This window comes from Streptomyces purpureus, assembly GCF_014648195.1.
Classification (GTDB): Bacteria; Actinomycetota; Actinomycetes; order Streptomycetales; family Streptomycetaceae; genus Streptomyces; species Streptomyces purpureus.
In genome coordinates, this window is sequence record NZ_BMQQ01000001.1 from 188,761 (window position 1) to 201,337 (window position 12,577).

10 protein-coding genes are annotated in these 12,577 nt (G+C 71.9%); 8 read left to right on the forward strand and 2 right to left on the reverse strand.

All coding sequences use genetic code 11. The features are described from left to right. The first annotated feature begins 125 nt into the window (after positions 1-125). Together IEZ01_RS00820 and IEZ01_RS00825 are read left to right on the forward strand one after the other, a co-directional pair. Complete coding sequence (locus IEZ01_RS00820) at positions 126-1,712, forward strand: carboxylesterase/lipase family protein (protein ID WP_189199291.1); 1,587 nt, start codon at positions 126-128, stop codon at positions 1,710-1,712. Positions 1,713-1,940: 228 nt separating this feature from the next. Further along, on the forward strand, positions 1,941-2,948 hold the full coding sequence (locus tag IEZ01_RS00825; protein ID WP_189199293.1) for a LacI family DNA-binding transcriptional regulator: 1,008 nt from the start codon (positions 1,941-1,943) through the stop codon (positions 2,946-2,948). 4 nt (positions 2,949-2,952) lie between these two features. Here the strand turns inward: IEZ01_RS00825 and IEZ01_RS00830 are convergent, their stop codons facing one another. Continuing rightward, on the reverse strand, positions 2,953-3,693 hold the full coding sequence (locus tag IEZ01_RS00830) for a phosphatase PAP2 family protein (RefSeq protein WP_189199294.1): 741 nt from the start codon (positions 3,691-3,693) through the stop codon (positions 2,953-2,955). Between the two features lie 330 nt (positions 3,694-4,023). Further along, a complete protein-coding gene (locus IEZ01_RS00835) occupies positions 4,024-4,995 on the reverse strand; it encodes an alpha/beta hydrolase (RefSeq protein WP_229832558.1) in 972 nt (323 codons plus the stop codon). Positions 4,996-5,211: 216 nt separating this feature from the next. On the opposite strand from IEZ01_RS00835, the gene IEZ01_RS00840 reads away from it, so the two are divergent. The 6 genes from IEZ01_RS00840 (at position 5,212) to IEZ01_RS00865 (ending at position 12,559) form a co-directional block, all read left to right on the forward strand. After that, the gene (locus tag IEZ01_RS00840; RefSeq protein WP_189199296.1) at positions 5,212-5,661 is read left to right on the forward strand and encodes an ATP-binding protein; all 450 of its coding nucleotides are present in this window, start codon (positions 5,212-5,214) and stop codon (positions 5,659-5,661) included. Positions 5,662-5,765: 104 nt separating this feature from the next. Next, positions 5,766-7,394 (forward strand): AMP-binding protein, encoded by a 1,629-nt coding sequence (locus IEZ01_RS00845; protein ID WP_189199298.1) that lies wholly within the window; start codon positions 5,766-5,768, stop codon positions 7,392-7,394. 13 nt (positions 7,395-7,407) lie between these two features. Next, a complete protein-coding gene (locus tag IEZ01_RS00850; RefSeq protein WP_189199300.1) occupies positions 7,408-7,902 on the forward strand; it encodes an acyl-CoA thioesterase in 495 nt (164 codons plus the stop codon). 97 nt (positions 7,903-7,999) lie between these two features. After that, positions 8,000-10,381, forward strand: coding sequence for a bifunctional salicylyl-CoA 5-hydroxylase/oxidoreductase (locus IEZ01_RS00855; protein ID WP_189199302.1), 2,382 nt, complete (start codon positions 8,000-8,002; stop codon positions 10,379-10,381). Between the two features lie 13 nt (positions 10,382-10,394). Continuing rightward, on the forward strand, positions 10,395-11,447 hold the full coding sequence (locus IEZ01_RS00860) for a carbon-nitrogen hydrolase family protein (protein ID WP_229832559.1): 1,053 nt from the start codon (positions 10,395-10,397) through the stop codon (positions 11,445-11,447). After that, entirely contained in the window at positions 11,444-12,559 is a 1,116-nt protein-coding gene (locus tag IEZ01_RS00865; protein WP_189199305.1) for a cupin domain-containing protein, read from the forward strand. The genes IEZ01_RS00860 and IEZ01_RS00865 overlap by 4 nt, the downstream gene beginning before the upstream one ends. The last annotated feature ends 18 nt before the right edge of the window (positions 12,560-12,577 follow it).

Sequence of the window (12,577 nt, forward strand, 5' to 3'; positions counted from 1 at the left end):
ACAATTGCTGCATAGTCTCCCTGCTCCGCTCGATGCCGGTCATTCCCGTCGGCCCCGCTCGGCCCTGTGTCCGTGCGGTGGCGGCGCCGATGCGCCCGGCGAACCATTGACCAAGGAGGACACCCATGGCTGAGACGCAAGACGCGACTCCCCTCGTCGTCCAGCTGCCGGCCGGTCGGCTGCGCGGCCGGACCGAGGGCGGCGTCGCGGTGTTCAAAGGCGTGCCGTACGCCGCGCCACCGGTGGGCGACCTGCGCTGGCGCGCCGCGCGGCCGCACCCCGGCTGGAGCGGCACGCGGGACGCGACGGCGTACGGCCCGAGTTCGCCGCAGATGTTCATGGAGGGCGGCGATCCTGTCATGGGCGGTCATGGACACCCGCCGTTCGACGACGACTGCCTCACGCTCAACGTGTGGACGCCGGCCCTCGACGACGCCCGGCGGCCGGTGCTGGTCTGGATCCACGGCGGAGGATTCGTCTCCGGCTCCGGATCGCTGCCCATCTACTCGGGTGAGACCTTCGCCCGCGACGGCGACCTGGTGGTCGTCACCCTCAACTACCGTGTCGGCCCGCTCGGTTACCTCTCCTTCGCCGACGACACCGCCGACGACATCGCCGACGATCTCGCCGGCGGGACCGAGGCGGACGCGCGGCCCGCCAACTTCTGGCTCACCGACCAGCTGGCCGCGCTGCGGTGGGTGCGCGACAACATCGACCGCTTCGGCGGGGACCCCGACACCGTCACGGTCGCCGGCCAGTCGGGCGGTGCCCTCTCGACGGCCGCCCTGGCCGGACACCCCGAGGCGCAGAAGCTGTTCAAGCGGGCCATCCTCCAGAGTCCGCCCCTCGGGCTGCACATCCCCACCCCCGCCGAGTATCGCGAGCGCGTCGACGCCTACCTGCGGTGCGCCGGAGTCGAGGACGCCGACGAACTCCGTGGCCTGCCGTGGCCGCAGTTGATCGAGGCCGCCGGAGGGCTCTTCGCACACACCATGCGCTGGGGGTACTGGCCGACCCCCTTCCTTCCCGTACGGGACGACGTCACGCTCTTCCGTCATCCCGCACGCGCCCTCCTCGACGGACCGGCGGCGGACATCGACGTCCTCGTCGGCTGGACCCGGGAGGAGGCCAACTTCGGCTTCGCCCTGGACCCGGGGTACGACCAGGCCACCCGCGAGCAGGTCGTCGACCGCATCGCGGAGACCTTCGGCGCGGGGCAGGCGGCCGAGGTGTATGACGCATACGCGCGGACCCGCCCCGGCGCCCGGCCCGTCGATGTGCTCATGGACCTGATCACGGACGAGCTGTTCCGCGTGCCCTGTCTGGAACTGGCCGAGGCGAGGGCCGCATCGGGGCGCCCGGTGTGGGCGTACCAGTTCGACCTTCCGGCACCCGCCCACCGAGGGAGGCTCGCCGCCGCCCACTGTCTGGAACTCCCCTTCGTCTTCGACAACTTCGACAGCTGGGCGCACGCTCCGCTCGTCGAGGGGCTCGACCCGGCGGTGGGGCAGGGGCTGGCGCGGAGTATGCACCGGGCGTGGATCGCCTTCGCCCGGACCGGCGACCCGAACCACGCCGACCTGCCGACCTGGGAGCCGTACCGGCCGGACGCCCGCACCACCATGCGGTTCGACTCCGTGACCCTGCCCGTGGACGACCTCGCCGGGCACGCGCGTCGCCTGCACGGCCGGCGGACGACGGCCGCCGCGTAGCCACCGTTGTCGAAAGGTTTCACGTGGGGTCTGCACAGGGATCTATTACACGTGTAACTTCACTGTCCCGGGCCGTCTCAGGGGGACGGTCCAGCCGGTCCCGAGCTCCTGACGGCTCGGGACCGGCCCCGCCCGCACGCGATCCCCGCGACCGGAGCCGCATGACGCGTGTAACCTGGACCGTGACCGTGGCTGATCGGTCGAGGGGCGAGACGAGGCAGGGACGTCATGGACAAGAAGCCGACCGCGGCAGCCGCCGTCACGAGCGCCGATGTGGCGCGACTGGCCGGCGTGTCCCGGGCGACGGTGTCCTTCGTCCTCAACAACACCCAGGCGCACCGGGTCAGCGACACCACCCGCTCCCGGGTACTGGCGGCGGCCGAGCAGCTGGGCTACGTACCGCACGCCGCCGCCCGGTCGCTCCGGGCCGGGCGCAGTAATCTCGTGCTCATGCCCGCGTCGGTCTCGGCGGCCGGACGCCTGGTCAGCGAATGGGTCGACGATCTGGAGAGCGAGCTCGAACGCCACGGGTACGTCCTCGTCCTGCACGCCGGGCGGTTCCCCGACCCGGTGAGCGCCGCCCGGGCCTGGGCGGAACTGCGCCCGGCGGCCGTCGTGGCACTGGAGGGCGACAGCCTGTCCGGGCCGGCCGTGGACGTGCTGAGCCGGGCAGGGGTGCGCGGGGTGATGGCGTTCGCGTCCCGGGAGGTGACCGGCGCCCACACCGTCGACTTCGACCAGTCGCGTATCGGCGCACTCGCCGTCGAGCACCTGGTGGCCCAGGGGCGGCGGAGGATCGGCGTGGTCATGCCGCGGGAGCGCGGCCTGGCAACCTTCGCCCGGCCGCGCCTGGCCGGCGCCGAGGGCGTCGCCGCCCGCAGCACCGCGACCGTCACCCCGGTGGACCTGTCCTACACCCACGAATCCGCCGCCGAACTCGCCGGGCGCTGGCGCGAGCTGGACCTGGACGGGGTGTTCGCCTACAACGACGAGTACGCCGCGCTGCTGCTGCACGCCTTGCGCGAGGAAGGCGTGTCCGTCCCGGAGGACGTCGCCGTCGTCGGCTGTGACGACCTGGTCCTGTCGGCCTTGCAGCAGCCGCCGCTGACGTCCGTACGGCTGGACCTGCCCACGCCCGCGCAGTTCGCCGACGCCCTGCACGAACTGGTGGACCGTGGCGCATCGCCGCAGGTACGGGGCATGGAGCCCGTCCTGGTGCACCGCCGGTCCTCGTGAGCTGTCAGCCGTTTCCGAGCCGTCGGTCCGCCTGAGGCTCCCTGCCGCGTGCGGGCGCTTCCCGGCTCAGCAGCGGAGTGAAGGCCCACCACAGCACGAGGGCCGTTCCGGCTCCGGTCGCGGCGCCGGCCACGGTGTCGCTCAGCCAGTGCGCGTGCAGCCAGGTGCGGCTCCACATCATCGCCAGTGCGAGGAGCGCGCCGGCCGCCCACCAGCCGCGCCGTCGGCCCGAGGGCACGAGCAGGGCGACGGCGATCACCACGAGCAGCGCGGTTCCGGCGACGTGTCCCGACGGGAACGAACCGTGGTCCACCCGGACCAGCGGGTCGGCGGGGCGGGGCCGGTCCACCCCGAGCTTCAGGGCCTGGACCAGGAAGTTCCCCACCAGGTAGGTGGTCAGCAGAGTGAGCAGCGACGGCCAGCGTCTGCGGACCGTCAGGAAGACCAGCAGCCCCAGTGGGACCACCACTCCCAGCGGCCCGCCGAGCCAGTCGAGCAGGGTGGCGACCACGGCGTACGGGCCGTCGTGCGGGCCTCCCATCCACCGCAGCCAGATGTCGTCGAGGGGCTGGGGGAGGGGGCGCTCGGGGCGGGCCACCACCGTGGCCGCGAGCACGGCGGTGACCAGCAGGAAGACGACTCCGAGGACGAGCGGGCCGGAGCATGGGGCGGTGGGGGAGGGGCGGCGACGCCGGGAAGGCGCCGGAGCGGACGCCACCGGGGGGTGGGTCGGAGTGCCGGTCATGGGATACCTCTCGCGGGTGCGGGTGCGGGTGCGGGTGCGGGTGCGGGTGCGGGGTTGCGGACCGCGGGCGTATGGAACGCGGGGCGTGGATCGCGGCGTATGAACCGCACGGGTGTGGACCGCGGGCGCACGAGCCGCGCGGCATGGACCGTGCGGTATGGACCGTGCGGTATGGACCGCGGCGTATGAACCGCACGGGTGTGGACCGCGGGCGCACGAGCCGCGCGGCACGGACCGCGGGGATATGGACCGCGCCGTATGGGCCGCGGGCGGATGAACCGCGGGGCGCCGTCGTGACGGCGCCCCGCGCAGGGTGTGCGGCAGCGGTGCTCAGGCGCCCAGTCGGCGGGCGATGAAGTCGACGCTCTCGGTGACGATCGGCGTCACGTCGGGGACGCCGATGAAGATGTGGTCGGCGCCTTCCACCGGCCGCAGGGTGACGTCCCCGCCGGCGTCGCGGAGCGCCGCGGCGAGGGCCTCGCTCTGGCCGTACGGCAGGAGGCGGTCTGCCGTCCCGTGGATCAGGAGGAACGGGGGCGGGGTGGCGGCGCCCGCGTAGGTGAGCGGGCTGGCGACGCGGGCGAGCTCCGGCAGCTGCTCGGGGGTGCCGCCCAGCAGGGCGTCGAACGGGTTCGGGTACGCGGAGCCGTCGGGCGCGGGCGGCATCGGCAGCGGGTGCGAGAGCAGGACGCCGATGTCCGTGGCCGGGTACCAGGCGACCACGGCCTGCACGGCGCTGTCCTCGCGCTGGACGCCGACGCCGCCCTCCAGCGCGGAGGTGGCCCCGGTACCCTCCGGCCGTACGAGTCCGGCGAGGGCGGCCAGATGTCCGCCCGCCGACTCGCCCATGACCGCGATCCGGTCCTTGTCGATGCCGAGCTCGGCGGCGAAGTGACGGACGTAGCGGATGGCCGCCTTCGTGTCGTGCAGCTGTGCCGGGAACGGCGCCTCGAGGCCGTGCCGGTAGTCGATGGCGATCAGGGCGAGGCCGGCGCCCAGGACGGCGCCGTGGAGCAGCTCGACCGGCACGGTCGGCGGCGGGTAGCGCCGGTCGCCCTCCAGCCAGCCGCCTCCGTGGATCCACACGACGGCGGGGACCGGCTGCCCGGACGCCGGCACGTGCACGTCGAGCAGGCACGGCCGGTACCCCAGCGTGGCCGCGTAGGTCAGTCCGTCGAAGTGGCGCACGCCGTCCTGGCCGACCAGCGGCGGAGCGGGGGCGCGGTAGGGCGGCGGCGGCCATCCGGAGTCGATTCCGGCGGGCGGTTGTACGGCCGGGGCCATGGGAGGTGACTGCGTCATGTCCGCCTCTTTCTGCGGGTCTGTGGCGAAATTTCCCATCGAATGTCCGAAATGCCTTGTGATCTAGATGGGGTCCGCCGTACGTTGTTACACGTGTAACACAATATGTGCGGCGCAGTAAACGCCTCGGTGCCGAGCAAGTCGGACGGTGTGTGATCCCGGGAGGTTACACGAGGCAACGCGGCGGTGCGTCGCCCTTCTCGTCAGGGAGTCCCCATGTCCGGTTCCGTGTCGTCCGTGATCGCCCCTCCCGCTCGCCCTCCGGGGCGCCGTATCGCCTGCTGGTCCGCGAGGGGGGTGGCGTTCGAGGTCCCCAGGGTGCGGGCGCGTCTGCGCCGCACGCTCGAAGGCTGGGGCGTCGTCTGTCCGTGCGTCGAGCTGCTGCTGCTGGCCGGCACGGAGCTCCTGTCCAACGCCGTCCGGCACGCAGGCGGCGCCGGAGGCCGGCTGCGGGTCACGGTCACCCTCGGCGGCGGTCGGCTGCAGCTCGACGTCGCCGACGGCGACCCTCGCCTGCCGCGCTTCTCCCCGGGCGCCGATGTGGATGCGGAGAGCGGTCGTGGGCTCGCGATCGTGAGCTTCCTGGTCAACGAGGCCGGCGGTGAACTGGCGGCGTTCCGCGCGGCCGCCGGCAAGGTCGTGAGGATCCGCATCCCGGTCACCTGACGGGTCGTCATAAAAATCAATGTCGTGAAAACTTGACGCTCGTCAATTTAGCGAAATACTTGCCGCACTCCCTCCGCTGCCCCCGAAACCGAGGTGTGCGCCCCATGGAGCTCTCCCCGTCCGCCCATGTGGATCCCTTCTGCCGCGACCGGCTTCCCCCCTCCTCGCTCTGGCCCCAACTCCACTTCGACCTGCCGGAGTTGATGTATCCGGATCGCCTCAACTGCGCCGCCAGGCTGCTGGACGACGCCGTCGTGCGGTGGGGTCCCGACCGGCCCTGTCTCCTCACCCCGAGCGACCGCTGGACGTACGGCGACCTGCTGCGCCGCGCCAACCAGGTGGCCCGGGTCCTGACCGAGGACCTCGAGCTCGTCCCCGGGAACCGCGTCCTGCTGCGCGGTCCCAACAACCCCTGGCTCGTCGCCGCCTGGTTCGGCGTGCTGAAGGCGGGCGGTGTCGCGGTCACCACCATGCCGATGCTGCGGGCCGCGGAACTCGCGCAACTCCACGGGATCAGCCGGCCGCTGATCGCCCTGTGCGACCACGGGTGCGCCGACGAGCTCGAAGCCGCCGACACGCCCGGGCTGACCGTGCTCACCTACGGCGGTGACGGCGAGGCGGACCTGATACGCCGGTGCACGGCCAAGGACGGCACGTTCGACAACGTCCCGACCGCAGCCGACGACGTGGCCCTCATCGCCTTCACCTCCGGCACGACCGGCAAGCCCAAGGCGACGATGCACTTCCACCGGGACGTGCTCGCCAACGCCGACACGTTCTCCCGGCACATCCTCAAGCCCCGCCCCGACGACGTCTTCACCGGCACGCCGCCGCTGGCCTTCACTTTCGGACTCGGCGGCCTGGTCGTCTTCCCGCTCCACGCCGGGGCGGCGACGCTCCTCGTCGAGCAGGCCTCGCCACGGCAACTGGCCGACCTCGTCGCCGAGCACGGCGTCACGGTCCTGTTCACCGCCCCCACCGCATACCGGGCGATCATGGCCGCCGGCGCCGCGGACCGCCTGACCGGCCTGCGCAGATGCGTCTCCGCCGGTGAGGCCCTGCCCGCCCAGGTGTGGGAGGACTTCCACGCGGCGACCGGGCTGCGCATCATCGACGGCATCGGCGCCACCGAGATGCTGCACGTGTTCATCTCCGCCGCCGACGACGACATCCGGCCCGGGGCGACGGGGAAGCCCGTCCCCGGCTACCGCGCCACGATCGTCGACGACGCCGGTGCGCCGGTCGCCGACGGGGAGCCCGGACTGCTCGCCGTCACCGGCCCGACGGGCTGCCGCTACCTCGACGACCCGCGCCAGACGACATACGTCAGGAACGGCTGGAACATCACCGGCGACACCTACCGCCGGGACGCGGACGGCTACTTCTGGTACGTGGCGCGCAGCGACGACATGATCGTCTCCTCCGGCTACAACATCGCCGGTCCGGAGGTCGAGAAGGCGCTTCTCGACCACCCCCACGTGGCGGACTGCGGCGTCGTCGGTGTCCCCGACGAGCGGCGCGGCATGGTCGTCAAGGCGTACGTGGTCCTGGTCGACGGCGTCGTCGCCGGCGAAGGCACCGTCAAGGAGCTCCAGGATCACGTCAAGCGGACCATCGCGCCCTACAAGTACCCGCGCGCGGTCGAGTTCGTGACCGACCTGCCGCGCACCAGCAACGGAAAGCTGCGGCGCAACGTACTGCGCCGGCGTGCCGCGCACGTACCCGGCAGCTGAGAGAAGGCTCCTCATGGACACTCCCCACACCCACCACGCGGCCCCGCCGATCGGCAGCTGTGCCGAGGGGGCCGCCGAAGCCGGACCGGCGAACCCGGCCGGCATCGTCATCGAGCGCCGCGTCGAATGGCCCGACACCGATGCCGCCGGCCACTACCACCACTCCACCGTCGTGCGCTGGGTGGAGGCGGCCGAGGCCGCCCTGCTGCGCCGCCTGGGCCTCGCCCATCTCTTCGGCAGCACGCCACGCGTGCACTTCGAGGCCGACTACCGGGCACGACTGTGGTTCGGCGACCTCGTACGCGTCGAACTGCGCGTCACCAAGGTCGGCGCCACCTCACTGCACTACGCCTTCACCGTCCGCACCCAGGGCGACGAGACGGCGGCCACCGGCCGGATGTCGATCGCGCACTCCTCCTCACGCGCCTCGGGCTCCACGCCATGGCCGGACGACGTGCGAGAACTCTTCACCAAGGCGGGCCGACAGGCCCCCGAAACCTTCGGCTGAGACGCCGTTCAGGCAGGTCAAGCTCGATGTGTATAACTTTCTTGACGATCGCAGGAACTGCACTATATGTGGTGCCTCGAACCACCAGGAGGACGCCGTGCGCGTAGCAGTCATCGGCGGAGGGCCCGGCGGGCTGTACTTCGCGGCCCTGACCAAGCAGCTCTCTCCGCACTGGGAGATCACCGTCTGGGAACGGAACGCGGCCGACGACACCTTCGGCTTCGGAGTGGTCTTCTCCGACGAGACGCTCGACGGCATCGCCCAGGCCGACCCGGAGGTCTACGCGGCCATGTCCGCGGAGTTCGCCCGCTGGAGCGACATCGACGTCCGTCACCAGGGGCAGGTGCTCACCTCGGGCGGCCACGGCTTCGCCGCTCTCGGCCGCAAGCGCCTGCTGCGGATCCTCCAGGAGCGGTGTGCGGCACTGGGAGTGGACGTGCGATACCGCACGCCCGCCCCGTCCGCGGCCGAACTCGCCGCGGACCACGACCTCGTGGTGGCGAGCGACGGAGTACGGTCGCAGACCCGCGGGGCGTACGCCGACGCCTTCGGGCCGGACCTGGACGAACGGCACTGCCGCTACATGTGGCTCGCCACCGACAAGGTCTTCGAGGCCTTCACCTTCATCGTCGCCGAACGGGACTTCGGCACCATGCAGGTCCACGCGTACCCGTTCGACGACACGCGCAGCACCTTCATCGTCGAGATCGACGAGGACTCCTGGCGGCGGGCCGGATTCGACGCCTTCGCGGCGCGCGACCTCCCGCCCGGGGCGGACGACGAGGACAGCATCCGGCTGTGCGAGGAGATCCTCGCCGAACACCTCGACGGCCACCGGCTGATACCCAACGGCTCCCGGTGGATCCGCTTCACCACCGTGCGGAACACGAACTGGCACCACGAGAACATCGTTCTGCTCGGGGACGCCGCCCATACGGCGCACTTCTCCATCGGCTCGGGCACCAAGCTCGCCATGGAGGACGCCCTCGCCCTGGCCGCCTGCCTCCACGAACACCCCGACGTGCCCCGCGCCCTCGCCGCGTACGAGGCCGAGCGCAAGCCGGTCGTCGAGTCCACGCAGCGGGCCGCCCAGGCCAGCCTCGAATGGTTCGAGAACGTCGGCCGCTACACCGGGCAGGAACCGCTCCAGTTCGCGTTCAACCTGCTCACGCGCAGCCGGCGGGTCACCTACGACAACCTGCGCGTCCGCGACGAGGCGTTCATCGGCGCGGTGGACACCTGGCACGCGCAGCACCAGGACCGTACGGCGACCGGCGGCCGGGCCGACGCGGCGCCCCCGATGTTCCGGCCGTTCCGGCTCGGCGGGCTCCGCCTGCGCAACCGTGTCGTCGTACCGCCCACCGCGCTCCACTCCGCGCGGGACGGTGTGCCCGGGGACGCCGAGCTCGTCCACCTCAGCACGCAGGCCGTGGGCGGGTCGGGGCTCGTCATCGCCGGTATGACGGCCGTCAGCGCCGACGGGCGCGCCACGCCCGGCTGCCCGGGCCTGTACACCGACGAGCAGGAAGCGGCCTGGCGCCGGATCACCGACTTCGTCCGCGGGCAGTCCGACACCCGCCTCGGCATCCAGCTCACCCACGCCGGACGGCGCGCCGCGACCGGCACACCGCGGGCCGAAGGCCGGTGCCACCCCCTCGGCGAGGACGGGTGGCCGCTCGTCGCCGCGTCCGCCCTGCCCTGGGACGCGGCGAGCGCGACACCCCGCGAGGCAACACGCGAGGACATGGACGGCATCGCCCGGGACTTCGTCGCCGCGGCCCGCCGCGCCGACCGGGCCAGCTTCGACGTACTGGAACTCCAATACGGCCACGGGCACTTGATGTCGGGTTTCCTGTCACCGCTGACCAACACCCGGACCGACGACCACGGTGGCGGCCTCGCGAACCGGATGCGCTTCCCCCTGGAAGTACTGCGTGAGGTCCGCGCGGTATGGCCCGCCTCCAAAGCCCTGATCGTCCGGATCTCGGCCACCGACTGGGCCGACGGCGGCATCGGCGAAGCCGACGTGGTCGAGCTGTGCCGGGCTCTGGCCGACGCGGGCGCGGACGCCGTCGACGTATCCACCGGAGAGGTCGTCGCACACGAGCGGCCGCGCTTCGGCCGCAGCTACCAGACGCCGTACGCCGATCTGATCCGCAACACCGTCGGCGTCCCCGTCATCACCGTGGGCGCCATCTCCACCTACGACGACGTCAACTCCCTCATCCTGGCCGGCCGGGCAGACCTGTGCGCCGTCGGCCGCGCCCAGCTCCACGACCCGCTGTGGACGCTCCACGCCGCTGCCGCCCAGGGGTACAGCGGCCCGGCCGCGCCCTGGCCGGCGTACTGGAAGGCGGGCAGCGGCAGACCGCCGGGCGCCCGCACCGACCGCATACCACCCCGCCTCCAGCTGCTCCGGGACGAACCCGCGCCCGTACACCAGCGGTGGCTTCCCGAGCACGTCACGGCAGCGGGCTGAGAGGGAGGAACGAATGGTGGAACAGATGGAGAGGCTGCCGCGCTTCACGGCGGCGGCCGTGCAGTCCTCGCCGGTCTTCCTGGATCCGGCCGCCACGGTCGAGAAGGCCGTGTCCCTCATGGCGGAGGCCGCCTCCCACGGCGCCGAACTGATCGTCTTCCCCGAGGTGTTCGTCCCGGGTTACCCGTACTGGAACTGGACCATGAACCCCGTCCAGGGTTCCCCGTGGTTCGAGCGCCTGTGGCGGGCGTCCGTCGACATCCCCGGCCCGCACGTGGACACGCTACGGGCGGCAGCCCGCCGCCACGGCGTCGTCCTCGTCATCGGCGTCAACGAACGAAGCCCCCACAGCCTCGGCGTCCTCTACAACACCCTGCTCACCATCGGGCCGGACGGCGGGCTTCTCGGAGTGCACCGCAAGCTCGTCCCGACCTGGGCGGAGAAGCTGACCTGGACCGGTGGCGACGGCAGCTCCCTCAAGGTCCACGCCACGCCCGTCGGCCCGCTCGGTGTGCTCGCCTGCGGCGAGAACACCAACACCCTCGCCCGCTTCACCCTCCTCGCCCAGGGGGAGTTGGTGCACGCGGCGAGCTACATCGCGCTGCCGGTGGCACCGGAGGACTACGACATGGCGGACGCCATCGCCGTCCGCACGGCGGCCCACAGCTTCGAGGGCAAGCTCTTCTCCGTCGTCGCCTGCTCCACGATCTCCCCGGAGATCGTGGACACCGTCGCCGGCGACGACGAGGACGTACGCCGCATGCTCGCCCGCCCCCGCAGCGCCCTCTCGGGGATCTTCGGGCCCGACGGCCGCCCCGTGACCGAGTCGCTCGTCGACGACGAAGGCATCGTGTACGGCGAGATCGACCTGGCCAAGTGCGTCCAGCCCAAGCAGATGCACGACATCGTCGGCCACTACAACCGCTTCGACGTCTTCCGCCTGCACGTCGACAACACCCCGCGCAGCCCGGTCGTCTTCACGGCCGATCCCGCCCACCAGGCCACCGCCCCGACGCTCCCGGCCGACGACATCCCTCTCGCCGGGACCCCGAAGGAGGACTCATGACCACCACCGAGTACGACGACGACAGGCTGGGCCGGGCCCGCGTGTCCGACACCCCCGAACTCACCGCCTTCTACGGCGAACTGGCCGATCTGGAGGCCGGCGCCCTCTGGACGGTCGCCAACGACATCGAGCCCTGGTACCCGCACCCGAAGTCCGTCCCCGTCCTGTGGCGCTACGACGCCCTGCGCCCCCTGGTCCGCAAGGCGCTCGACCTGGTCAGGGCCGACGACGCCGGACGCCGCGTCGTCATGCTCGTCAACCCCGGCCGCAAGGACGTGAGCGCCGCCGTCGGCCTCCTCTACACCGGCCTGCAGATCATGGGCCCGGGGGAGGCGATGACCGCCCACCGCCACCAGGCCGCCGCCCTGCGCTTCGTCCACGAGGGCACCGGTGCCTGGACGATCGTCGACGGCCAGAAGCTGAAGGTCGGCCCCGGCGACTTCGCCATCACCCCCAACGGCACCTGGCACGAACACGGCAACGAAGCCGACGACGCCCCCGTCATCTGGCAGGACGGACTGGACATCCCCCTTGTCAACGCCCTGGACGCCGGCTTCTACGAGGTCCACCCCGACCTGTACCAGCGGCCTGGGAAGGTCATCAACTCCTCGGTCCTCACCTACGGCGCCAACCTGCTGCCGTACGGAGTGGAGAAGTGGACCCGCCCCTACTCGCCGCTGCTCGCCTACCCGTGGGAGCCGACCTACGAGTCGCTGCTGAACCTCGCCAAGGCCACGGAAGGCTCTCCGTACGACGGCGTCATCGCCGAGTACACCAACCCCGTCACCGGCGGTTCCGTGATGCCCACCATGGGCGCCCACATGCAGCTGCTGCGGCCCGGCCAGGGCACCTTGGCCCACCGCCACACCGGGTCGGTGATCTACACGGTGGCCAAGGGCCGGGGCTACTCGGTCATCGCGGGCAAGCGCTACGACTGGCAGCAGGGCGACATCTTCTGCGTCCCGTCCTGGGCCTGGCACGAGCACGCGAACCTCGACCGGAACGACGACGCCTGCCTCTTCTCCTTCAACGACTTCCCCGTGATGCGCTCCCTCGGCTTCCACCGCGAAGAGGCGTATCCCGACAACGGCGGGCACCAGACCGCCGCATGAGCCGCCGCCGCGCCGGAA